Origin of the sequence: Sulfitobacter donghicola DSW-25 = KCTC 12864 = JCM 14565 (assembly GCF_000622405.1) — a bacterium.
Taxonomy (GTDB): Bacteria; Pseudomonadota; Alphaproteobacteria; order Rhodobacterales; family Rhodobacteraceae; genus Sulfitobacter; species Sulfitobacter donghicola.
Genome location: NZ_JASF01000005.1, coordinates 385,659 through 408,909 on the forward strand (window position 1 = coordinate 385,659; position 23,251 = coordinate 408,909).

The window sequence follows — 23,251 nt, forward strand, 5'->3', positions numbered from 1 at the left end:
GTGGGTGGGGCGCCTTTAGCCCGTCAGGGCTTAACAGCGCCATCCAACGTGACAGGATCCCCATGCGCCGTGGTTAAATAGGCCCGCTCCCATGCCGCTTTCGTGGCGTCTACCTTCGCAGGATCGGCAAGGCTGCTATCGGCCAAAACCCCTTCCAAGGTCTCCAACCACGCGACAAAATAATCCTCGCCACCGTTCAACTCTTTTTCCACCCCGTGTTTTTTCAGCGTTGCGCCAAACCTTTGCGCCCAATCTGCCCAAACAAAATGGCCTTCCTCATTCAGGTGAACAGTTAAAGCAAACACTTGCGCATGCCATGGCGCCTCAAAGACAGGATCGGGAGCGTTTGTCATACTGGCGCCAGATAGCTTTGCCATAGGTCCAGCACGACCTCATCTTTTGGGTGCTCAGGATGTTGCCACAGCTCTGATGCTGGGAAAACAACCGCATACAGGGGTTCTGGTGCCTCGCCCAATCCGTGCGCGTTGCTATCGGGCAGAATATGAGTGCCATGATATCTCAGGATCGTTCCCCGCGCGCCTGCCGCATATGTTGGCAGACGTGTGTGCCCTCCTGACACCAAAGCGTTCTCGGCAATCCGCCGCGTAACGACCGCATCACCGACCTGAAAGGCTTGCGCAATGTCACTTTGGCGATCCGCAGGCCCGCCACGCGCCAATACAGCTGCGACTTGATCCGCCGACAATTTCTTTACCGCCAGCGCGCTGATCTGCGCCTGCGTTTGGCCTGCCAATTCATCCCGATCCAAAACGCCCGTATCGACAAGCAGTGCCGCCAGCCCACCGATCCATTTCTCATAGTAACTGAAGGCTGTGTAATCCTTGGGGGCTAAACATTCCCGCGCATGGCGGGATACATCAATGTTCCACTTACCCAAACTTCCCGCAGCCAAGGTCAGCGCCAAAGCGCGTCCATGCCAGTCGGTGTGAAATACCTCGCCCTCTGGCTCTGGCACAACGGCGCCATCCCCAAATCTGCCACCCATATCGTGAACGCGGCTCACGGCTGCACCGCCGCCAAAGCCGTGCCTACCATGCTGTCGCGAGATACGATGTCTGCCAACGCCTCTTCGCTCCAGCCCTCAGTCCCTTCAGGCCGCATGGGAATCACTAAATAGCGAACCTCAGCCGTCGAATCCCAAACCCGAACCGCTGTCTCATCTTCCAATGCCACGCCGAAATCGGCCAACACCTTGCGCGGTTCGCGTACAACACGCGCGCGATAGGCGTCCGATTTATACCAAGCAGGCGGAATCCCCAGTAACGGCCAAGGGTAGCAACTGCAAAGCGTACAAACGACGATGTTATGCACCTCGGGTGTATTTTCGACGACAACCATATGTTCGCCCTGCCGTCCGTAATACCCCAGATCAGCCAGCACAGAGGTCGCATCCTTTCGCAATTCCTCTAAAAACTCTGGCTCCCGCCACGCTTTGGCAACAACACGCGCCCCGTTTCGCGGCCCGACCTTGTTTTCATAAGTATCGATAATCTCATCCAGCGCGGCCGGATCAATCAAACCCTTTTGCGTTAGGATCGTTTCCAGTGCTTTAACCCGCAAAGCAGGGTCAGGCGGCAAAAGGGCGTGCGGGTGATCATGGTCGTGACTATCATGGGGCATATTGGCAGACTGCCCCGCGTAAAACGCCTTGTCTATGACAAATGCCGCCCACTTGGGCGCATCCTCCCTTGCCCCTCAATGCAAATGTGCCTAGATACCCCCAAACCGACCCAGAAAAGAGCAGCCTGCACCCCATGGAAAATGTCGTCCTGATCATCCACCTCATTCTTGCGCTTGGCCTGATTGGCGTGGTGCTGCTGCAACGTTCCGAAGGCGGAGGCCTTGGGATCGGCGGCGGCGGTGGCGCAAACTCTGGTCGCCCACCAGCAACCCCGATGAGCAAGGTAACTTGGATCTTGGGCGCTGCATTTGTTGTGACCTCGATCACACTGACCATTGTTTCTGCACAAAAATCCGCTGGCGTTTCGGTTCTGGACCGTCTCAGCGCATCACCCCCGGCTTTGAACCAAGGTGAAGATCTTACTGCACCTGCATTAGACAATCTGCTGCCCCCAGCAGAGGGCGATAACGCGCCGCTGGTTCCAACGCTAGACTAACACACTAAACTCAATAAGTTGAGGCAAAGCGCCAAAACGCAACACTATGTTGCGTCCATCGCCTTGCCTTACTGCTCCGAATCCTGTTAGACTGAGGTCCCGTGGTGGTGCGGTTTTCGCACCCTTTTGGGCACTGTTCAGCAGGCTCAACAGACATATTTACCAGTCGCTCACGGGAGAGTATTTTTACATGGCACGCTATATTTTCATCACCGGCGGTGTTGTTTCTTCTCTTGGCAAGGGTCTTGCCTCGGCTGCTTTGGGTGCTTTGTTGCAGGCGCGTGGCTTTTCGGTTCGCCTGCGCAAGCTTGACCCCTACCTCAACGTCGATCCCGGCACGATGAGCCCGTTTGAACACGGTGAGGTTTTTGTCACCGATGATGGCGCCGAGACCGATCTGGATCTGGGCCATTATGAGCGTTTCACAGGCGTTGCCGCGCGCAAAACTGATTCCGTATCATCAGGCCGCGTCTATTCCACCGTTCTGGAAAAAGAGCGCCGTGGCGATTATTTGGGCAAAACCATTCAGGTCATCCCCCACGTCACCAACGAGATCAAAGATTTCCTCGCCGTCGGCGAAGACGAAGTCGATTTTATGCTGTGTGAAATCGGCGGCACGGTCGGCGACATCGAAGGCCTGCCCTTTTTCGAGGCGATCCGCCAGTTCAGCCACGACAAGCCGCGCGGCCAGTGTATTTTCATGCACCTCACGCTGCTGCCCTATCTGGCGGCCTCGGGCGAGCTGAAAACAAAACCGACACAACACTCGGTCAAAGAGTTGCAAAGCATCGGCATCGCGCCTGACATCCTTGTCTGCCGCTCCGAACAGCCGATCCCAGAGAAAGAGCGCGAAAAGATCGCCCTGTTCTGTAACGTGCGCAAAGAATCTGTTGTCGCGGCCTATGATCTGAAATCCATTTACGAGGCGCCGCTGGCCTATCACGACCAAGGTCTTGATCAGGCTGTGCTGGACGCCTTTGACATCTCCCCTGCTCCGCGCCCTGATTTGGCGGTTTGGCATGATGTTTACGATCGCATCCACAACACGGATGGCGAAGTAAAAGTCGCCATTGTCGGCAAATACACCCAACTGGGTGACGCCTATAAATCCATCGCCGAGGCGCTGACCCATGGGGGCATGGCCAACCGTGTGCGCGTCAATGTGGAATGGGTCGATGCCGAGGTCTTTGATAAATCCGATGATGTCGCGCCTCACCTAGAGGGGTATCACGCGATCCTCGTTCCAGGCGGGTTTGGCGAACGCGGCACCGAAGGTAAAATCAAAGCAGCGCAATATGCGCGCGAACATAACGTTCCCTACCTAGGCATCTGTTTGGGCATGCAAATGGCCGTGATCGAGGCGGCGCGCAATGTGGCTGGCCTAAAAACAGCCGGCTCGGAAGAGTTTGACCATGAAGCGGGCAGAAAGCGTTTTGAGCCCGTTGTTTATCACCTCAAAGAATGGGTGCAGGGCAACCACAAGGTCGAACGCAAAGTTGGTGATGACAAAGGCGGCACAATGCGTCTGGGCGCCTATGACGCGACCCTCAAAGAGGGGTCAAAGGTCGCCGAGGTCTATGGCGCTACATCTATCGATGAACGCCACCGCCACCGCTATGAGGTTGATATCGCATACCGCGAGCAGCTGGAAAAAGCTGGGCTTACCTTCTCGGGGATGTCACCCGATGGGAAACTGCCAGAGATTGTGGAATGGTCGGATCATCCGTGGTTTATCGGCGTTCAGTTCCACCCTGAGCTGAAATCGAAACCTTTCCAGCCCCACCCGCTTTTCTCGGGGTTTGTGAAAGCGGCCAAGGATAACTCGCGCCTCGTCTAATAACCCAGATGACGTTTGAAGGTTTTTAACGCGGCACGCCTTACGGGTGCCGCGTTTTTCTATGCCGAAACAGCCAAATTGATCAGCACAAAGATCAAACCAGATAGCATCGCCGCTGCGGGCACTGTGATGACCCAAGCCGCAAGGATTGTCAGAAAGTGAGAGCGGCGCACCAGCTTGCGGCGGCGGCGTTCTTCGGGTGCAAATGCGGCGCGCTCTGGCACGGCAAGGCGTTGCTGGCGCAAACGGCGCTCGGCATCCCATTCGCGGAAGAACCCAACACCAAACACCCCGCCAACGGCGATATGGGTCGAGCTAACAGGCAGGCCCAGCCAGCTTGCGATGATCACCGTCAACGCCGCAGACAAGGCCACGCAATAGGCGCGCATCGGGTTTAGTTTGGTGATTTGCCCCCCAACCATACGGATCAGTTTCGGCCCGAACAGAAACAAGCCAAAGGAAATCCCAAATGCGCCAATAATCATCACCCAAAACGGGATGCTCACCGCATCGGTAAAGTTTTCGGATTGCGAGGCCTGAACGATCGCCGCCAAAGGCGCCACCGCATTCGCTACGTCATTTGCCCCATGCGCAAAGCTAAGCAAAGCAGCCGAGACAACCAGAGGAATGCCGAACAATACCTTCAGCGATTTGTTTCGGTTCTCCAATCCTTGGGATTGTTTGCGGATCACGGGGATCATCAGAACCCAGATGACCACGCCAACGATGGCACCGATTAGCAAAGCCGTTGGCATATCAATCTTGATGATCTTTTTGAGGCCTTTCAACGCCAGATAGGCCGAAAACGCCCCGCCCATAATGCCAACCAAAACGGGGACCCATGTGCGGGCCGCTGCGATTTTGTCATCACGATAAACGATGCGGGATTTGATCAACCACAGGAACATGGCCGCGATCAAACCGCCCAGCATCGGCGAAATCACCCAGCTGGCAGCAATGCCCGCCATTGTGGGCCAGTTCACCGCAGCAAACCCCGCCGCCGCGATCCCCGCCCCCATGACACCGCCAACAACCGAATGGGTTGTGGACACAGGCGCGCCAACCCAAGTAGCAAGGTTCACCCATAGGGCAGCAGACAAAAGGGCTGCCATCATCGCCCAAATAAACGTCGATGCTGTTCCCATGCTTTCGGGGGCGATGATCCCCTTGGCGATGGTTGAAACCACATCACCGCCCGCAATCAGCGCACCCGCGCTTTCAAACACAACAGCAATGGCGATCGCGCCGCCCATAGACAACGCATTGGCCCCAACGGCTGGCCCCATATTATTCGCCACATCGTTTGCCCCGATGTTCAGCGCCATATAAGCACCCAAACACGCAGCAATGACGACAATCATCGAATTGGACGTTTGCCCAAAAAACACCATCGCCGCGATGCCAGCCAACAGAATAAAGACCAACGCAATACCTGGCCCCACCATCGGGCGCGCAACATAGGTTGCCGCCAGTTCTAACGTGGAAAACCGTGCCAGATCGCGGTCGAGCGTCTCAAGGTGGCGCCCGTCTTGGTTTTTATGTGCCATGTGAATATGTCCCCTAATTAAAGAGGGCTTATCGTTAAAATGCCCTAAAGGGCAAGGAAGCCATTCTTTAACAGATCGCTATTGCCGGTCCCTGAAAAGCGATTGCAGCTCTGGTTCGTTGACCATTTCGGCCGCTTCCTCTGCCTTGACCCATTTTAGGGTTCTTTCATGGGCTTCGGGAAAGGTCTTTGCCAAAGCTTGCACATCAACCGAATACACCAAAGTTTCGACCGGCACCTCCAGACCAGAGGCCGCGCGTTTTTTGTAGGTATACCGCCCGACTGGCGCCTTGGAAGCGGGGCTGTTTTGCACCCCTGCTTCTTCCCATGCTTCTTGCAAGGCTGTTTCCCACGACTTCAATCCCCGAATGGGCCAGCCTTTCGGGATGATCCAACGCCCCGTATCGCGGCTGGTGATCAGCAGGTATTCACGGTCCTGTTCATCGCCACGATGGCAAAGCGCCGCAACCTGCAGCTTTTTGGGGCGTTGCAACATCGGGCCAAGGAACATGTCCCAGACCCTGTGAAGGGAGGCATTCATTTTCGACAACCACTCGAGTTTTTTTGTTCTTATCCAACGCAGTATGACGCATTTGCTAACAAAGTTCAAATTCTGCCAGTTTTGGCACCTCGGGCAATCACTCAGACCTCACTGCGTTTTGGGTGATTTGGGCCTCTACAGGGCGCTTTTCAAGATACGGATTTGAGTTGCACATGGGCTTTGATGCTCTAAACCGCGTGTATGCTTAGTTATCAACATATCTATCACGCCGGAAATCTTGCGGATGTCCACAAACACAGCCTTCTCTCATGGATGCTGGCCTATCTTACCCGCAAGGAAAAGCCGCTCACCTATGTGGAAACCCACGCGGGGCGCGCATTATATGATCTGGGCGCGGAAGAAGCCCTGAAAACGGGCGAGGCCAAAGCAGGGATCGAGCAAGCGCGCGGATGGTTCGATGTTGATCACCCCTATTCAAAGGTACTGGATAAAATAGCCGCCGAAGACGGCCCGCGCGCCTATCCTGGATCTCCCATGATCGCGGCCCATTTGTTGCGCCCCGAGGATAAAATCCATCTGGCCGAACTACACCCCAGAGAACACGCCGCCCTAGAGCTGGCCATGTCACCAACCAATGCGAAATGTCATTTGCGCGATGGGTTCGAAACCGCTTTTGCCCTGTGTCCGCCGACACCGCGCCGCGGTATGTTGCTGATCGATCCCAGTTACGAGATCAAAACCGACTACGAAACGATTTTTCGCCATATCGCAAAGTTGCACAAAGCATGGAATGTTGGGATCATCGCGCTTTGGTATCCGATCCTAACCAACAAAGCGCATGAGCCGATGTTGAACGCCCTCAGCAGCCAACACAAAGACGCGCTGCGCCATGAGGTGCGCTTCCCGCCCGCGCGCCCTGGTCACGGGATGGTCGGCTCTGGCATGTTTGTGCTAAACCCGCCCTATGGGTTAGCGGAAGAAGCGAAAACCCTCGCCGCCAAATTTGCAAAACTGCGTTAAGCAGCCCTCAAACAATCGGGAGACGATAGCGATGCCAAAAAAAGGGTACTGGATCGGGAATGTAGATGTCCGAGACGCCGAAGTTTATGACAAGTACCGCGCAGCAAATGCCAAACCCTTTGCCGATTATAACGCGAAATTCCTTGCGCGCGGCGGGACACAGCAAATCCGCGAGGGCAACGCCCATAGCCGCACTGTTGTCATCGAATTTCCAAGCTATGCAGATGCAGTCGCCTGTTATGAAAGCCCAGCCTATCAGGCGGCCAAAGACATCCGAATGACGGTGTCGGACGGCAACCTGATAATTATTGAAGGCTATGACGGCTAAAATATGCTAGGGTGGCGGGATGAAACATCTGGCCGCCCTTTTGTTTATGATCCTGCCTGTTGACGCTTTTGCCTGCGGTGACGCCGTTTGCATCGTGAACCCTGATGGCCTTAGCCTGCCCGAACATATCACTTTCCAAGAAACACGCGCGGGCGCTGGTCCTGGGTTTGTGGTGGACGACGTTCTGGTTTTAAGGGGCGCCCGTTTTGGCGAACGATTTGCTGGGCAGACAGTGAATGCGGCTGGGGCTCATGATGTGGTGACGGGCGCGGCGCTTTCGCCCCTGACAATCCTTGCCGGAGAAAAAGGCCAGAACCTATCTGTCGTCAGCTTTAGGGGTGTCAAAGTCCTAAACGGCTATGGCCCCAAAGGGTTCCCAAAGCGCGACGCCCAAGGCGAAGGCGCCATAGCAATCTTGTTTGACCAAGACCAAGCAGCCATAAGCATCGATTTTCGCGGCGGCGAACGCGGGCGGGCCGATATTCTCTTTCTGCGCCGTGATGGTGTGGCGCTGGAACACATCCCTGTTCAGCCAATCGGGGAAAGCTCTGTTGGCTTTCTTCGGTCAGGCAATGGCGCTGACATTGCAGGTGTGGTTGTGACCAACCGTGATCCGCAGGGGATCGCAATCGATTCAATAAGATTTGGCAATGCCGCGAACTTGGGGTAACAAAATAGGATGCTAGAACGTCTTTTCCCCCGCCGCGCCCCCGCGCCCACGCCGCTGCCCCAGCCAAACGCCCAGCTTGCCCTTGGGGCACTCTTGGTCCGTGTTGCCTTGGCCAACCGCGAATATCTCGCTTCCGAAGTTGCGCATATTGATCGTGTGCTGGCCGCTACCTTTGATCTAAAGCCGCTTGATGCTGCGAAGCTGCGCGCGGAATGCGAAGCCCTGGAACGCCACGCGCCGGGAACGCCGGAATTCACGGAAATCCTGCGCGAAGAAATCCCCTATTCCGAACGCTTCGCCTTGGGCGAAGCCATGTGGGGTGTTGCGATGGCGGATGGGCGCCGCGACCCTGAGGAAGAGGAACAACTGCTGGCGATTGAAACCGCCCTTGGCCTAACCGAAGAAGACATCAACACAGCGCGTAAAAATGCGCTTGGCGGATTGTAAATTTCCGTACGCCGTCTAGGTAGAGTTCCATGTTTGCAGATTTCCTAAAACGGCTGACCGCCCCAGCCCCCGCCCAATTGCCAGACACAGATGCGCGTCTGGCGCTGACCGCTTTGCTGGTTCGCGTGGCGCGATCCGATCATGACTATAGCGCGGCCGAACACACCCGCATTCAAAGCATCATCAAAGAGCGCTATTCGCTTGATGATAGCGCCTGCGAGGCGTTGCTGTCCGATGCCGAAATCCTAGAGACCGAAGCCCCTGACACAGTACGTTTCACCCGCGCAATCAAAGATGCGGTCGCCTATGAGGACCGCCTCGCCGTGGTCGAAGCATTGTGGCAGGTTGTATTAGCAGACGGCACCCGCGCGCAGGAAGAAGACGCTCTTTTACGACTTGTTTCCAACTTCTTAGGGATCACCGACGTGGAAAGCGCGCAGGCCCGAAAGCGTGTCGAACGCTGAAAAATTAGGCTTCCTCACGGAAACTATGATCAAATCCCATCGTTTGAATGTTGCAAGTGATGCGATTCTCGCATCATATACCCGCTACATCTTCTTACACATGGCCTCACGTGACATCAGATATACCTGTTATTGAAATCCGCGATCTCCACAAAGCTTATGGCACGTTGGAGGTTTTGAAAGGCGTTAGCATTGCAGCGCCCAAGGGACATGTCATTTCGCTGATCGGGTCTTCGGGCTCGGGGAAATCCACGTTGTTGCGGTGTTGTAACCTGTTAGAGGACAGCCAGCAGGGCGAAGTCCTGTTTAAAGGGGAACCCGTTTCGTGGCGCGGCAACGGCCATGGGCGGCGCCCGTCGGATGCCAAACAGGTTCTGCGCATTCGCACCAACCTGTCGATGGTTTTCCAGCAGTTTAATCTGTGGGCCCATATGACGATCCTTCAAAACGTGATGGAGGCGCCCCTAACCGTGTTGGGCCGCGACCGTGACGAGGTAGAGAAATCTGCCCGTGCCTATCTGGAAAAGGTCGGCATCGGGGACAAATGCGATGTTTATCCAGCCCAGCTATCAGGTGGCCAACAGCAACGCGCCGCTATCGCGCGCGGCCTGTGTATGGAGCCAGAAGCGCTGCTGTTTGATGAGCCCACTTCCGCGCTTGACCCCGAACTGGAACAAGAAGTTGTGAAGGTCATCAAAGACCTCGCCGCCGAAGGGCGCACGATGATGATCGTGACCCATGATATGAAGCTGGCCGCTGATGTGTCGGACACGGTTGTGTTCCTGCATCAGGGCCTGATCGAGGAACAAGGGAGCCCCGAAACACTATTCGGCGCACCCAAATCAGAGCGACTGCGCGGGTTCCTATCTGCAACCCACGCCGCATAAACCGTAACCGGTAATAAAAAACCTGGGAGACACCACATGAAAAACCTTATCCTTGCGACCAGTGCATTGGCCCTGACTGCGGGCTTGGCTTTTGCTGAAGATGCAAAAACAATCCGCATGGGCACCGAAGGCGCCTACCCCCCCTATAACTTCATCAACGATGCTGGCGAAGTTGACGGCTTCGAGCGCGAAGTGGGCGACGAGCTGTGCAAGCGCGCCGAGCTGACCTGCGAATGGGTCACAAACGAATGGGACAGCATCATCCCGAACCTCACATCCGGCAACTATGACACAATCATCGCCGGCATGAGCATCACGGATGAGCGTGACGAAGTCATCGACTTTACCCAGAACTACATCCCGCCAGCACAGTCCGCCTATGTAGCGTTGTCTGCGGATGCGGATCTGACAGGCGGCGTTATCGCAGCACAGGCCAGCACAATTCAGGCCGGTTACGTTGCCGAAAGCGGCGCAACATTGCTGGAATTCGCAACCTATGACGAAACTGTTGCTGCGGTTCGCAACGGCGAAGCAGACGCTGTTTTCGCTGACAAAGACGCGCTGGCACCAGCGGTAGAAGAGTCTGGCGGCGAAATGGTTTTCGCTGGCGAAGACGTTCAGCTGGGTGGCGGCGTTGGCATGGGCCTGCGCGAAAGCGACGGTGAGCTGAAAGCGAAATTCGACGCGGCCATCACCTCCATGAAAGCAGACGGCACATTGAACGCTGCTTTGAAAAAATGGTTCGGCGAAGACGCAGTCGTTTACGAATAAGACACTCCGAGGGAGGCGGCATGTGATCGCCTCCCTCACTCCCTTCTCTCTTTATCTTTACGAGCCTCGCTATCTTTAGTTATTGCGCCGACCCCTCCCAATTAGAGGGCCTGAAATGGCTTAGCTGCTACCTGACCACAGGCAAGCATATGAACCTCTATTGGTCTTTGCTCACCGTGCTGACGCTGCTGGCGATCACGGCGCCTACGGCTCTGGCGTTCGGGTTTGGGGGGGCATCTGCCGCCCGATCACGGATCGCGCCGCTGCGCTGGTTTGGCAAAACATATATTGCGATTGTGCGTGGCGTTCCCGACATTGCGTTTTTCCTGTTCTTTGTGATCGCACTGGATCAGGGCATCGAATACCTACGCCACAAAACCCTTTGCCCCGATTGGGAAGAACCCATTCGCCAAGGGACCGATTTCATTGTCTGCCAAGCCGCAAAAATGCCGCTGGGCACTTCGCCGCAATGGGTCCACGAAACCTATGGCTTTGCCTTGGCCGTGCTGACCTTTGCCATCGTTTTTGGCGCTTTTGCTGCCAATGTGTTGTTTGGTGCCATGCGTGCCGTTCCGCGTGCCCAACTGGAAACTGCCGAAGCTTACGGCATGTCGCACCGCCAGACCTTTTGGCGCATTTTGGTGCCGCAGATGTGGGTTTATGCCCTGCCTGGCCTTGGGAACCTATGGATGGTCCTGATCAAGGCAACACCGCTGCTGTTCCTTTTAGGCGTCGAAGACATCGTTTATTGGGCGCGTGAGTTGGGCGGCTCAAAAACAGCGCGCTTTACCGATTATCCCCACCCCGACTGGCGCATGTGGTATTTCCTAGGGCTGTTGGTGTTTTATCTGTTCTTCACCCATCTTTCTGAGAAAGTCCTCGCGCGTATTATGACGCGACTAACGCGTGGCCAAGCGACCACTGGCGGCGAAGCGCAAAGGAAAGCAGCGTGAGTTGTCTTCAGACCATTCAGGACTACGGCCTGCGATCCATCGGCATTGGCGAGCGCCTGCTTCCGCGCGAGGATTTCACCCTATGCGATCAGTTCACCCTGATCGGGTCGGGCATGATCTGGAACGTTTATTTCGGACTTAGCGCTTTGGTGCTGGGCTTTTTCTTTGCCACGGCACTAGCCGTCGGCAAGGCCAGCCCGCGCGCCATTTGGCGCAAACCGTCTGAATGGTTCATCTTTGTGTTCCGTGGCTCGCCTCTGTTTATCCAGTTCTTCTTTGGCTACTTTGTATTTCTCAGCCTAAAGGCATATTCCCCTTTCTTTGATCCCTTCACTGCCGCTTGGCTGGGGGCGTTGATCGTGTTGTTCCTGAATACCTCGGCCTATTCCGCCGAGATCTTTTATGGCGCGCTACAATCCATTCCCAAGGGCGATGTTGAAGCCGCCGATGCCTATGGCCTCACGGGGTGGAGCCGTTTCAAACGGGTGATCTGGCCTACCATGTTGCGCCTTGCATGGCCTGCCTACACGAACGAGGCGATCTTTCTGTTTCACGCGACAACGCTGGTTTTCATATCGGGCTTTCCCGCATGGCAACAACGCGGTGATGCGCTGTATTACGCCAGCTACTTTGCGGATAAGACGTTTAACCCCTTTATCCCCTACCCGATCCTTGCGGGGTACTTCATCGTACTGACCTTGATCGTGATCTCGGTGTATGGCCTCGTGAATCGGCGCCTGAACCGTCATTTACCCTCTGAAAACCGCCAAAAAATTCGCTTGCGCCTTAATCTGATCCGGTAGTATCAATAATTTGATCAAATTCCGCAGCGCTGGCGACAAGGCATCGGACGGTCCGATCTGCACCAGCGCATCAAATGGTGAACCATGCATAACTGGCTAAGAAAAAACCCTTCTGTCCGCACAATCCGCGTTGCGGCAGCCGATTTAAACGGCGTCCCCCGTGGCAAACGCATCCCCACACGTTTTGCCGATAAGATCACCCAAGAAGGCACGCGGTTCCCGTTTTCGGTCCTGAACCTAGATATCTGGGGCGAAGACATCGAGGACAGCCCGCTGGTGTTCGACAGTGGTGATCGCGATGGCGTTCTAAAACCGACCGAGCGTGGCTTTATGCCGATCCCATGGTTGGACACCCCCAGCGCCCTGCTGCCGATCTGGATGTTTCACGAAGACGGCACACCCTATGCTGGTGACCCCCGCCATGCGCTTCGCGCCGTGTTGGAACGTTTTTCGGCGCGTGGCCTGACACCTGTTTGCGCGGTCGAACTGGAGTTCTTTCTGATTGACGACAGCGGTCGCAAATTACAAATCCCGCCCTCCGAACGCTCGGGCAAGCGCCGCAAAGGGGCCGAGACCCTGAGCATTCGCGCGCTGGATCAGTTCGACCAATTCTTTACCGACCTCTATGATGCTTGCGAAGAAATGGACATTCCGGCCGATACGGCGATCTCCGAAGCAGGTCTGGGCCAGTTCGAAATCAACATGATGCATTGCGACGATGCCCTGCGCGCAGCAGATGATGCGTGGCTGTTCAAAATGCTGGTGCGGGGATTGGCGCGCAAACACGGGTTCGCCGCCAGCTTTATGGCTAAACCCTATGCGGATTATGCAGGTTCTGGCCTGCATACGCATTTCTCGGTTTTGGACAAAGACGGCAACAATGTCTTTGATAACGGCGGCCCTGATGGCACCGACACAATGCGCCACGCTGTGGCTGGCTGTCTAAACGCCATGGCTGGTTCCGCTTTGGTCTTTGCCCCGCATGCCAACAGCTTTGATCGCATGGTCCCGGGTAGCCACGCGCCAACTGGCGTGAGTTGGGCCTATGAAAACCGCACATCTGCCCTTCGCATCCCCTCGGGATCGACGGCTGCGCGGCGGATCGAACACCGCGTGTCAGGCGGCGATGTGAACCCCTATCTGATGCTTGCCGCTGTTCTGGGCGCCGCCATAAACGGTATTGAGGATGGCAAAGAGCCCCCCGCCCCGATCACTGGTAATGCCTATGCGGCCGACCTTCCGCAAATCCCTGCAACATGGTCCGATGCCATTGACGCATTTGAAAACGACCCAGAGGTTGCGCGCATTTTCGCCCCCGAGCTCATCCGCAACTTTGTTCTGACCAAAAAGCAGGAACTGGATTGCATGAAAGAGCTCAGCCGCGCCGAGCAAGTCGAAATTTATCTGGATACGGTGTAAGTTATGGAAATTGGCATTCTACGGACAGGCCACTCACCCGATGCGATGAAGGACGAGTTTGGGAACTACGACGCGTTGTTCGAAAAACTTCTGGGCGGGGGCGGATTAACCTTTGAAACCTTCTCGGTTGTGGATGGGGAATTTCCCAGCGGCGCGCAGGATGCGGATGGCTGGCTGATTACAGGGTCGCGCCATGGTGCCTATGAAAAGCATGACTGGATTCCGCCGCTAGAAAAGTTGATCCGCGAAATCGATCAATCTGGCAAACCCTTGATTGGCGTTTGTTTTGGCCACCAGATCATCGCCCAAGCTTTGGGCGGTAAGGTTGAAAAATTCGATGGCGGCTGGTCGGTTGGCCGGACTGAATACATGATCGATGACAAACCCGTTGCTTTGAACGCTTGGCATCAGGATCAGGTCGTCGCCCTGCCTGAAGGTGCACGCGTTGTTGGCAGCTCGGATTTTTGTGCAAACGCGGTGCTGGCATATGGTGATCACATCTGGACGCTGCAACCCCACCCCGAGTTTGAGCCCGCGTTCATCGAAGGGTTGATCAACAAACGCGGCCGCGGCGTCGTGCCGGATGAGCAGCTGGACGAGGCCGCCCAAGCATTGCCATTGCCGATCGACAATGGTGATATCGCCAAACAGATGGTGGCATTTTTTAAAAGCAAAGAGAATTCATAATGGCTGACTGGAAAGACTCCCTGCCGCACGCAGCGGCAGAATACCTTAAGGGACGCCGTTTGGACGAGGTAGAATGCGTCATTCCCGACCTGCCAGGCATTGCGCGTGGCAAGGCCGTTCCTGCATCAAAATTCGCCCGCCAAGATAGCTTTCACCTGCCCGACAGCATCTTTTACCAGACCATCACAGGCAACTGGGGCGAAGCCGCAGGCGATGAAGGCTTCATCGAAAAAGACATGATCCTGCGCCCAGATATGTCCACGGCAACAGCCGCACCATGGACGGCGGATTGGACGCTTCAGGTGATCCATGATGCGTTTGACCGCGATGGTAATGTGGTCGAGTTCAGCCCCCGCAACGTCCTGAAACGTGTAGTTGCCCTATATCATGCCGAAGGGTGGGAGCCCGTCGTGGCCCCCGAGATGGAATTTTTCCTAACCGCGCGCAATCTGGACCCCTCGCAAAGCATTAAGCCCATGATGGGGCGCTCTGGCCGTCCGGCGGCCGCGCGGCAGGCCTATTCGATGACCGCCGTTGATGAATTTGGCCCCGTCATCGACGACATCTATGATTTCGCCGAAGCGCAGGGATTTGAGATTGACGGCATCACCCAAGAAGGCGGCGCTGGTCAGCTGGAAATCAACCTGTTGCATGGCGATCCCATCAAACTGGCCGATGAGGTTTTCTATTTCAAACGCCTGATCCGCGAAGCCGCGATGCGCCATGATTGCTATGCAACCTTTATGGCCAAACCCATCGAGGACGAGCCCGGATCAGCCATGCATATCCACCATTCGGTGCTGGATAAGGCGACGGGTCAGAACATTTTTTCGGATGCAGATGGTAGCGAAACCGCGCCCTTCATGCATTTCATCGCTGGATTGCAAAACCACATGCCAGCGGCACTGGCGGTCATTGCCCCCTATGTGAACAGCTATCGTCGCTACGTCAAAGATCACGCGGCCCCGATCAATCTGGAATGGGGGCGCGACAATCGCACCACGGGCATTCGCGTGCCACTCTCCAGCGCCTCTGCGCGGCGGGTTGAAAACCGTTTGGCAGGTATGGATTGCAACCCCTATCTGGGGATCGCGGCCTCTCTGGCCTGCGGATACCTAGGCCTAAAAGAGGGCAAGCAACCGATGGCCGAATTCAAAGGCGATGCCTATGACGGCGAAGGCGACATCCCCCGCACAATGGGCGAAGCGCTGCGCATCTTTGGCGAAGCCGAGGCATTGCACGAGGTGCTCGGCCCCGATTTTGCACGGGTCTATGGCATCGTGAAAGAGGCCGAATATGACGAGTTTCTCCAAGTGATCTCGCCTTGGGAACGTGAACACCTGCTGCTGAACGTCTGAGGCTTGCCATGAACCTGCTTTACGCCAATGACAAACGCGGTGCCTATCCGCCCAGCTGGTATGCGGCGACGGCTACCCCTCTTGAGCCGTTCGCCCCCCTGAAGGGGGCACAAAAGGCGGATGTTTGCGTGATTGGTGCTGGCTATACGGGCCTATCAGCAGCATTGCATTTAGCCCAAGCAGGCCGCGATGTTGTGTTGCTAGACGCCCAAAGGGTTGGATTTGGCGCCTCGGGTCGTAACGGTGGGCAACTTGGTTCTGGGCAGCGCACCGAGCAAGACGCATTAGAGCGGATGGTCGGGGACCCCGAAGCGAAAAAGCTGTGGGACCTTGCCGAAGACGCTAAGGATTTGGTGAAATCCCTCATCGCGGACCACAATATTGAATGCCATCTCAAGCCAGGTGTCGCATGGACGGGTTCCTCTGATGCAGAGGTTAAACACCTGCATGACTATGCCAACCACCTGTCCGGCAAATACGGCTATTCCCAGATCGAAACATTGGACCGCGCGGCCCTGCAATCAGTCTGCCCTTCGCCTGACTACCGTGGCGGCTTCCTTGATCGGGGGGCGGCCCATCTGCACCCTCTCAACTATGCATTGGGGTTAGCCAAAGCCGCCAAAGCCGCTGGTGTTCGCATCCATGAAGGCAGTGCTGTGCATCACATTGACGAAGGCGCCAAAGCCATTGTGCGCACAGATGCAGGCCATGTTGAAGCCGATCACGTGATCCTTGCCTGTAACGGATACCTTGGCGGGTTGAACCGCAAGGTTGCAGCGCGTGTTATGCCCATCAATAACTTCATCGTCGCCACCGAGCCCTTGGGCGATCGCATCGCAGAGGTTCTGCCCCGCGATGTTGCTGTCGCAGACAGCCGTTTTGTTGTGAATTATTTCCGGCTTAGCCATGATGGGCGGCTGCTGTTTGGTGGCGGCGAAAGCTATGGCTATCGGTTCCCCACTGATATCGCTGCAAAAGTGCGCAAACCCATGTCGGTCGTCTTTCCCAATCTCAAGGATGTAAAGATTGACTATGCTTGGGGTGGCACATTGGGGATCACGATGAAACGCCTCCCCTATCTGGCCCGCTCGGGGAAAAACATCCTCTCCGCTTCGGGGTATTCGGGGCATGGTGTGGGCACAGCCACCCATGCGGGAAAACTGATGGCTCTTGCGATCCAAGGGGATAGTGACGGGTTTGATACGCTTGCTGCCCTGCCCAACACGCCTTTTCCGGGGGGCAGCGCGATGCGGTCTCCCCTGCTCGTCATGGCGATGACTTGGTACGCTCTGCGGGATCGGCTGGGGCTCTAATACAAAAAATTACAAAAGCTTAGCCAAAATACTCTTTGCACGCGCAATTCTTTGTTTTACATTTGCCACAACCTACATTCAGGATTTTGAAATATGAGCCTCCCGAACCTTCACCAAGCAGAGCCACTTCCCAAAAGCCTCGAAGCAGAAATCCATCGCCTGATGGAAAGCGGCGACCTGTTTCGCTATACTGCAGATAAAGACGCCCCCGCGACCCTGCTTGAGGCAGAATTCGCCGAAATGATGGGCACGCGGTTTGCGTTGGCCGTTTCGTCCTGTTCCGCCGCCCTCTTTTTATCGCTCAAAGCGTTGGAACTGCCTGCACAGGCACGGGTTCTAATCCCCGGGTTCACCTTTGCCGCTGTTCCTTCGGCTGTCGTGCATGCCGATTGCCTGCCCGTTCTTTGTGAAGTTGGTGACAACTACCGCATTGATATGGATGATTTTGCCAAAAAGCTGCCGACGGTGGATGCTGTCATCATCAGCCATATGCGCGGCCATACTTCGGATATGGACGCAATCATGGCCCTTTGCGACAAAGCTGGCATTCCCGTCATCGAAGACGCGGCCCATAGCCTTGGCACCACATGGCATGGCCGCAAAATTGGCACGCTCGGGCGCATCGGTTGCTTCTCTTTCCAAAGCTACAAAATGATCAACGCGGGCGAAGGTGGCATCCTGATCACCGATGATGCTGATCTGGTTGCCCGCGCGATCATCATGTCAGGGGCCTACGAACATAACTGGAAAAAGCACCCCGTTTTGCAGGACGCTTTTGCCAAACACCAGAACCAATTGCCGCTGTATAACCTACGCCTAAGCAACCTCTCAGCAGCAGTTGCTCGCGCTCAGCTGCCAGAGCTGGGGCGCCGGATCGCAGATGGTTTGCGCAACCACGACCTTGTTGCGGCAAGGCTATCCACCTCGCCCTATATCAGCGTCCCCGCGCCGCTGGCCCCAGAGGTCCGTGCGCCAGACTCGATCCAGTTCAATCTGGTTGGCCTCTCGGATGAGAGCATAAGCGCCTTCGCCGCCCAAGCAGCTGACCTTGGCGTAAAGGTTCAAGTATTCGGGCAAAGCACAGATAACGCGCGCGCATTCTGGAACTGGCAGTTCATCCCCGATTTGCCAGAGCTTCCCCAAACCCGCGCCATGTTGATGAACGCCTGCGATGTGCGCCTACCGGTTCAGCTCAGCACAAATCAATGCGAGGCGATTGCCCAAACGCTATTGGGTGCCTTGGAAGAGGTAACGCGCGCTGCCGCTTGATCCAGACGGCAGGTCAGATTTTGGCCTGTCATCCCACGTCTAGGGGCCAGAAACACAAAAGGGCGAGATACCTCGCCCCCTTCTCCCAAAAACAGGCTTGGCCCCTATGGGGGCCATGTCCGTCGGATCACTTCAGCTTGGACAGCTTGTCTTGCAATTCGGAAAGCTGTCGCTTAATCGCGTCCAGATCTTCGCTGCTTTCGGCCTGCGGTTTTGGCGGCTCTGGCGTTGTGCTGCCACCCTGCCATCCCCCTGTCATCGCTTTCATAAACGCTTCTTGCTGCGCTTGCATCGCATCAAACCCTGGCATATTTGACAACGGGTTCATCGAGGTCATGTTTTCCATCACCTTGCTTTGACCATCGCGCAGCATAGCAAACGACTGCTGAAGGAATTCGGGCACAACGCTTACCTTGCCAGTCATATAGCTGCGCACCAGATCGTTGAGCACATCAATCGGCAAAACATTCTCGCCACGGCTTTCGTGTTCCGCGATGATTTGAAGTAGATACTGTCGCGTCAGGTCATCTCCGGATTTGAGATCGACAATCTGCACTTCGCGCCCATCACGGATAAATCCCGCAATATCCTCCAGCGTCACATAATCACTGGTCTCAGTGTTATAGAGCCGCCGGCTGGCATATCGTTTGATCAAAAGAGATTTCTTGGTCTCCGCCACGTGGTGTCCTCCCCAATAGGCTGTGCTGCAGTGCAGCCTAGACGCCGCATTCGCAAAAAGAAAGGGTGCGCTGCGTCGCAGCCCACCCTTCCCGTATCTTAATCACCCTTGGGTGATCAGCTTGTCTGAAACCAGACTTATTTGGATGTCGCTTTTTTCGCAGCGGCCTTAACTTCGTCGGTCGCTTTGGTCATGACGGAGGTTGCTTCGTCGGACATGTCTTTGCCCGCAGCCATCATCAATTCAACAGTTTCCATCTGAACCTTTTTCGCAACTTCTGCGAAAGCTGCCATGTGCTCGGAGGCCGCTTCGGAGTATGCAGCTGCGAAGTCTGTCATCGCTTTTGCATAGTCAGCAGGCTCGGCTTTGGCTTTTGCGATGTCTGTCAGCTTTGTGACGGTGTCTTTTGTCCAAGCAGAGGAAATCTCAGTGGATTTTTCAACAGCTGCCAGTGCAACGCCGGAAAGTTTCTCGTTCAGAGTTGCGGAAGTTTTGAAGGAAGCTTCCATGGATGCCGTGTCCACAGGAAATGCGCCCATCATGTCTTTGAGCATTGCTGTCATGTCTGGTGTCGTTGCAGTCGCCATTATCGTCATCCTTTATTTACATCAGCGAGGCATGATGCCTCTTACGAATTTCAGTGCATCGACTTGGGTGCCCAAGTTTCTGCGTCTGCAAAAGGATATAGATGCTGCATCGCGGCATTGCAAGTCTTTTTTCTGCAATGCAGCATAAACTTCAACCACAGGTAATCTTGTGAAAAATCAGCCCCTTGCCTTTACGGCAACATAGGTTCCGGGTGCGTCACATAAAATTTCTTGGCCACCGTCTCCTGGAATTCGCGCAGGAATCATCTTGCCCGATCTTTTGGTGAGCCACTTTTCCCAAAGAGGCCACCAAGACCCCTCGTTAAACTTCGCAGCCTCCAGCCAATCCTCGTAGGAAAGGGTCAGGTCCTTGTTGGTATAGTGGCCGTATTTCCCTTTGCTGGGCGGATTAACGATCCCCGCGATGTGGCCGGACTGGGTCATGATAAAGGTTTTATCCTTGCTCCCCATCTGCTGTATCCCGCGATAGCTGTCTTTCCACGGGGCAATGTGATCTGTCTCGCATGCGATCGCACATAAAGGGATGTCGACCTCGTCCAAAACAAGGTGATGACCACATAGATCAAACCCCTGCTCGGCCAGTTCGTTGCGTTGGCACAAGCCCCGCAGATATTGCATCGCCATTTTTGCAGGCAGGTTCGCCCCGTCGCCGTTCCAATACAGCAAATCAAACGCAGGCGGCGTTTCACCCAACATATAGCTTTTCACCGCTGGCCCATAGACCAGATCGTTTGACCGCAGGAACGAAAAGGTTCGCGCCATAACGATAGAGGGCAAAACACCTTTGTCTGCGGTTTCCGCCTCGATACCGTCAACAAAGTCATCCGTTAGGAACGGCCGGAATTCCCCCTGATCCGAAAAATCTGTCAACGCGGTAAAGAAAGTCGCCGACTTGACCGAAGTATCGCCCCGTTGTTTCAACAACGACAATGTCAGCGACAGCGTCGTTCCAGCAATGCAATAGCCCACGGCGTTGATGCTTTTCTCGCCCGTGATGGCCTTCACCTGATTAAACGCGGTGATATAGCCATCCTCGACATAGTCCTCCATGCCGACATCGCGATAAGCCCCATCAGGATTAACCCAAGAAACCATGAACAAGGTATACCCTTGATCAACGACCCATTTCACGAATGAGTTCTGCGCCTTGAGGTCCAGAATATAGTATTTATTGATCCACGGCGGAAACACGACCAAAGGCGTTGCGTGTACAGTTTCGGTCGTCGGCGTATATTGGATCAGTTCAAACATGCGGTTGCGAAACACCACCTTGCCCGGTGTTGTTGCGATGTTTTCACCTAACTCAAACGCGGATTCATCGGCCAGCCGCACAACCATCTCACCGTTGTTCGCCTCCAGATCCGAAATCAGGTTTTCCAGCCCTTTGATCAGGCTCTCCCCTTCTGTTTCGACCGCCTTTTGCAAAACATCAGGGTTTGTCGCCAGAAAATTTGTCGGGCTCATCATATCAATGATCTGGCGCGAGAAATATTGCAGCCGCTGCTTTTCACGCGGTTCCATATCTTCGACATCTTCCACCGCTTGCGTGATCGCTTCGGCGTTCATCAGATATTGCTGCTTTACAAAGTTGAAATACGGATGCTCTTGCCACATCGGATTTGCAAACCGCCTGTCTGGCGCTGTTCGATCCTCGGGGGCAGAAAGAGTTCCCTTTGCCAGTGCTTGCTGGGCCTCAACGAAATGGGTGACAGATTTGGTCCAGAACGCCAGCTGGTGCTCGATGAGCTTTGCCGGATTCGACATGGCCTCCTGCATATAGGCCTTGGCCGCTTTTTGAAACAACTCCTGATTTGGGCCATCCAACGCAGCCTGATGCGTATGCCGATGCGCTAGGACATGCGTCAGACGGTCACGCAAAGAGTCGACTTTACTCAAGTTTTCCTTCATTCGCGCCAAAGATTCTGCTGCTGCATCACCGCCGTTATCAGATTCAGTTGTCATATTAACTTTTTCTCCCTATGTTTGCAGCTGCAGCATTTCCGGCCTACCCTCGTTTTGGGATATTCTCCGGAGACACGCCCAGACATTGGGCCACAGTACTAGGAGTTTCGCAATGCGTTATATGGCCACTTACGATCTGATGGAGACAATCCGAAACACAAACCAATGGCTTGGTGCCTCCACCCTTGCGATGGCCTCCTATCCCGCGATGGCCATGTTCCCCAACCCTGCCCTCCAATGGGTGAGCGCGTGGGGCGAAGTGACCGAACGGGCGTTCAGCCGAATGGTTGTGAAACCCGATTGGAACATCCCCCCCATCGTGGGCGACAACGGTACCGACTGCATCGTTTATGAAGAAATCGAAATAAAAGGCGAATTTGGCGACCTTCTTCACTTCCGTGTGCAGGGGCGCACCGAAAAACGCCGCACTGTTTTGCTGGTTGCGCCCATGTCTGGCCACTATGCGACGCTGCTGCGCTCGACAGTAATCAGCCTACTGCCTGATTGTGACCTCTATATTACAGACTGGCACAACGCCCGCGACATCCCTGTAAGCGCAGGCAAATTCGACATCGAAGACTATACGCTGCACCTTGTGGATTACATGCGCCACCTCGGGCCAGACACACATGTCATTGCTGTATGCCAACCTGCCCCTCTCACCTTGGCCGCAACCGCATATCTTGCCGAGGAAGACCCCAGCGCGCAGCCGCGCTCGCTCACGTTGATCGGCGGGCCAATTGATCCTAATGCCGCACCGACCGAAGTCACCGACTTTGGTCATTCGGTCACCATGGGCCAGCTCGAAGAGCTGATGATCCAGCAGGTTGGTTTCAAATACGCAGGCGTCGGCCGCAAAGTATACCCAGGCCTTTTGCAGCTCAGCTCGTTCATTTCGATGAATGCTGAAACCCACCAAAAGGCATTTATCGACCAAATTCAGGCTGTCGCCCAAGGCCAAGCGCATGAGCACGACAAGCACAATAAATTCTACGACGAATATTTGGCCGTTATGGATATGCCTGCCGAGTTTTACCTGTCGACTGTTGATCGCATTTTCAAAAAAGGTGAGATCGCCGCAAATGAATTCACCGTTGCGGGCAAAAAAGTGGACATGGGCAAGATCACAACCGTTGCTGTGAAAACCGTTGAAGGTTCAAAGGATGATATCTCGGCGCCTGGTCAGTGCATCGCGGCATTGGATCTATGCACAGGTTTGCCCGACAGCAAAAAGGCCAACCACCTCGAAGATGGCGCAGGCCACTACGGTATTTTCGCGGGCAAAAGCTGGCGCGACAATATCCGACCGCTGGTTCTGGACTTTATTGACGCAAACGAAGCCCCTTCCAAGGGCAAGGCCAAAGCTGCTCCAAAGACCGAAAAAGCGGCAAATAAAAACAACGCCGCCTAAAATCGCTAGGGTCATATTCCAGACCCATCAATGCCCCCAAAGGTTTATTTGCTTTTTGCACATGACCTTTGGGGTTTGATTTAATGGCTTTTTACGTGGCATTAGCGCTGCGCCGCAGCATCACTGCTGGCAAAATGCGTTAACATTCCGTTCTGGCAAACGAAAAATTCCCCAGCAAA

25 protein-coding genes are annotated in these 23,251 nt (G+C 55.1%); 17 read left to right on the forward strand and 8 right to left on the reverse strand.

Annotation, left to right across the window (positions count from 1 at the left end; all coding sequences use genetic code 11):
• Nucleotides 1–23: 23 nt before the first annotated feature.
• Genes Z948_RS0102825 through nthA form a run of 3 tightly spaced genes read right to left on the reverse strand, consistent with a single transcriptional unit; the run spans nucleotide 24 to nucleotide 1,641 of the window.
• A complete protein-coding gene (locus Z948_RS0102825; RefSeq protein WP_025058060.1) occupies nucleotides 24–353 on the reverse strand; it encodes a nitrile hydratase accessory protein in 330 nt (109 codons plus the stop codon).
• Nucleotides 350–1,024: a nitrile hydratase subunit beta gene (gene nthB, locus Z948_RS0102830; protein WP_025058061.1), complete on the reverse strand. Its 675-nt coding sequence runs from the start codon at nucleotides 1,022–1,024 to the stop codon at nucleotides 350–352. The genes Z948_RS0102825 and nthB overlap by 4 nt, the downstream gene beginning before the upstream one ends.
• Complete coding sequence (nthA, locus tag Z948_RS0102835; RefSeq protein WP_025058062.1) at nucleotides 1,021–1,641, reverse strand: nitrile hydratase subunit alpha; 621 nt, start codon at nucleotides 1,639–1,641, stop codon at nucleotides 1,021–1,023. Before nthA ends, nthB begins: the two co-directional genes overlap by 4 nt.
• A gap of 134 nt (nucleotides 1,642–1,775) precedes the next feature.
• On the opposite strand from nthA, the gene secG reads away from it, so the two are divergent.
• A complete protein-coding gene (gene secG / locus Z948_RS0102840; protein ID WP_025058063.1) occupies nucleotides 1,776–2,138 on the forward strand; it encodes a preprotein translocase subunit SecG in 363 nt (120 codons plus the stop codon).
• 190 nt (nucleotides 2,139–2,328) lie between these two features.
• On the forward strand, nucleotides 2,329–3,975 hold the full coding sequence (locus Z948_RS0102845; RefSeq protein WP_025058064.1) for a CTP synthase: 1,647 nt from the start codon (nucleotides 2,329–2,331) through the stop codon (nucleotides 3,973–3,975).
• 59 nt (nucleotides 3,976–4,034) lie between these two features.
• Here Z948_RS0102845 and Z948_RS0102850 read toward each other — a convergent pair whose 3' ends face one another.
• Nucleotides 4,035–5,522: an inorganic phosphate transporter gene (locus tag Z948_RS0102850; RefSeq protein ID WP_025058065.1), complete on the reverse strand. Its 1,488-nt coding sequence runs from the start codon at nucleotides 5,520–5,522 to the stop codon at nucleotides 4,035–4,037.
• 78 nt (nucleotides 5,523–5,600) lie between these two features.
• On the reverse strand, nucleotides 5,601–6,062 hold the full coding sequence (locus tag Z948_RS0102855; protein ID WP_025058066.1) for an NUDIX hydrolase: 462 nt from the start codon (nucleotides 6,060–6,062) through the stop codon (nucleotides 5,601–5,603).
• A 201-nt stretch (nucleotides 6,063–6,263) separates the two neighbouring features.
• Between Z948_RS0102855 and Z948_RS0102860 the strand changes: the two genes are divergently transcribed.
• The 14 genes from Z948_RS0102860 (at nucleotide 6,264) to Z948_RS0102925 (ending at nucleotide 18,412) form a co-directional block, all read left to right on the forward strand.
• Nucleotides 6,264–7,043: a 23S rRNA (adenine(2030)-N(6))-methyltransferase RlmJ gene (locus Z948_RS0102860; RefSeq protein ID WP_025058067.1), complete on the forward strand. Its 780-nt coding sequence runs from the start codon at nucleotides 6,264–6,266 to the stop codon at nucleotides 7,041–7,043.
• A 31-nt stretch (nucleotides 7,044–7,074) separates the two neighbouring features.
• Nucleotides 7,075–7,371, forward strand: a complete 297-nt coding sequence (locus tag Z948_RS0102865; protein WP_025058068.1) for a DUF1330 domain-containing protein — start codon at nucleotides 7,075–7,077, stop codon at nucleotides 7,369–7,371.
• 19 nt (nucleotides 7,372–7,390) lie between these two features.
• On the forward strand, nucleotides 7,391–8,041 hold the full coding sequence (locus Z948_RS0102870; protein ID WP_025058069.1) for a hypothetical protein: 651 nt from the start codon (nucleotides 7,391–7,393) through the stop codon (nucleotides 8,039–8,041).
• 9 nt (nucleotides 8,042–8,050) lie between these two features.
• Complete coding sequence (locus tag Z948_RS0102875; RefSeq protein ID WP_025058070.1) at nucleotides 8,051–8,488, forward strand: tellurite resistance TerB family protein; 438 nt, start codon at nucleotides 8,051–8,053, stop codon at nucleotides 8,486–8,488.
• Between the two features lie 29 nt (nucleotides 8,489–8,517).
• Nucleotides 8,518–8,952: a tellurite resistance TerB family protein gene (locus Z948_RS0102880; RefSeq protein WP_025058071.1), complete on the forward strand. Its 435-nt coding sequence runs from the start codon at nucleotides 8,518–8,520 to the stop codon at nucleotides 8,950–8,952.
• Nucleotides 8,953–9,062: 110 nt separating this feature from the next.
• Nucleotides 9,063–9,839: an ABC transporter ATP-binding protein gene (locus tag Z948_RS0102885; protein ID WP_025058072.1), complete on the forward strand. Its 777-nt coding sequence runs from the start codon at nucleotides 9,063–9,065 to the stop codon at nucleotides 9,837–9,839.
• A 36-nt stretch (nucleotides 9,840–9,875) separates the two neighbouring features.
• Complete coding sequence (locus tag Z948_RS0102890) at nucleotides 9,876–10,610, forward strand: transporter substrate-binding domain-containing protein (RefSeq protein WP_025058073.1); 735 nt, start codon at nucleotides 9,876–9,878, stop codon at nucleotides 10,608–10,610.
• 71 nt (nucleotides 10,611–10,681) lie between these two features.
• Nucleotides 10,682–11,563 carry an ABC transporter permease gene (locus Z948_RS0102895; protein WP_025058074.1) on the forward strand — a complete coding sequence of 294 codons (882 nt, stop codon included), beginning with the start codon at nucleotides 10,682–10,684 and terminating at the stop codon, nucleotides 11,561–11,563.
• Nucleotides 11,560–12,366 (forward strand): ABC transporter permease, encoded by an 807-nt coding sequence (locus tag Z948_RS0102900; RefSeq protein ID WP_025058075.1) that lies wholly within the window; start codon nucleotides 11,560–11,562, stop codon nucleotides 12,364–12,366. The genes Z948_RS0102895 and Z948_RS0102900 overlap by 4 nt, the downstream gene beginning before the upstream one ends.
• Before the next feature lie 84 nt (nucleotides 12,367–12,450).
• Nucleotides 12,451–13,785: a glutamine synthetase family protein gene (locus tag Z948_RS0102905; protein WP_025058076.1), complete on the forward strand. Its 1,335-nt coding sequence runs from the start codon at nucleotides 12,451–12,453 to the stop codon at nucleotides 13,783–13,785.
• Between the two features lie 3 nt (nucleotides 13,786–13,788).
• Nucleotides 13,789–14,472 (forward strand): type 1 glutamine amidotransferase, encoded by a 684-nt coding sequence (locus Z948_RS0102910; protein WP_025058077.1) that lies wholly within the window; start codon nucleotides 13,789–13,791, stop codon nucleotides 14,470–14,472.
• Complete coding sequence (locus Z948_RS0102915; protein ID WP_025058078.1) at nucleotides 14,472–15,830, forward strand: glutamine synthetase family protein; 1,359 nt, start codon at nucleotides 14,472–14,474, stop codon at nucleotides 15,828–15,830. The genes Z948_RS0102910 and Z948_RS0102915 overlap by 1 nt, the downstream gene beginning before the upstream one ends.
• Nucleotides 15,831–15,838: 8 nt before the next feature.
• Complete coding sequence (locus tag Z948_RS0102920) at nucleotides 15,839–17,143, forward strand: NAD(P)/FAD-dependent oxidoreductase (protein ID WP_025058079.1); 1,305 nt, start codon at nucleotides 15,839–15,841, stop codon at nucleotides 17,141–17,143.
• 93 nt (nucleotides 17,144–17,236) lie between these two features.
• Complete coding sequence (locus tag Z948_RS0102925; RefSeq protein ID WP_025058080.1) at nucleotides 17,237–18,412, forward strand: DegT/DnrJ/EryC1/StrS family aminotransferase; 1,176 nt, start codon at nucleotides 17,237–17,239, stop codon at nucleotides 18,410–18,412.
• Between the two features lie 127 nt (nucleotides 18,413–18,539).
• On the opposite strand, the gene phaR is transcribed toward Z948_RS0102925, so the two are convergent.
• The 3 genes from phaR to Z948_RS0102940 form a co-directional block, all read right to left on the reverse strand.
• Complete coding sequence (gene phaR, locus Z948_RS0102930; RefSeq protein WP_025058081.1) at nucleotides 18,540–19,091, reverse strand: polyhydroxyalkanoate synthesis repressor PhaR; 552 nt, start codon at nucleotides 19,089–19,091, stop codon at nucleotides 18,540–18,542.
• A gap of 137 nt (nucleotides 19,092–19,228) precedes the next feature.
• Entirely contained in the window at nucleotides 19,229–19,678 is a 450-nt protein-coding gene (locus tag Z948_RS0102935) for a hypothetical protein (RefSeq protein ID WP_025058082.1), read from the reverse strand.
• A 177-nt stretch (nucleotides 19,679–19,855) separates the two neighbouring features.
• Nucleotides 19,856–21,661: a PHA/PHB synthase family protein gene (locus Z948_RS0102940; RefSeq protein ID WP_025058083.1), complete on the reverse strand. Its 1,806-nt coding sequence runs from the start codon at nucleotides 21,659–21,661 to the stop codon at nucleotides 19,856–19,858.
• 112 nt (nucleotides 21,662–21,773) lie between these two features.
• On the opposite strand from Z948_RS0102940, the gene phaZ reads away from it, so the two are divergent.
• Complete coding sequence (gene phaZ, locus Z948_RS0102945) at nucleotides 21,774–23,072, forward strand: polyhydroxyalkanoate depolymerase (protein ID WP_025058084.1); 1,299 nt, start codon at nucleotides 21,774–21,776, stop codon at nucleotides 23,070–23,072.
• Nucleotides 23,073–23,251: the final 179 nt, after the last annotated feature.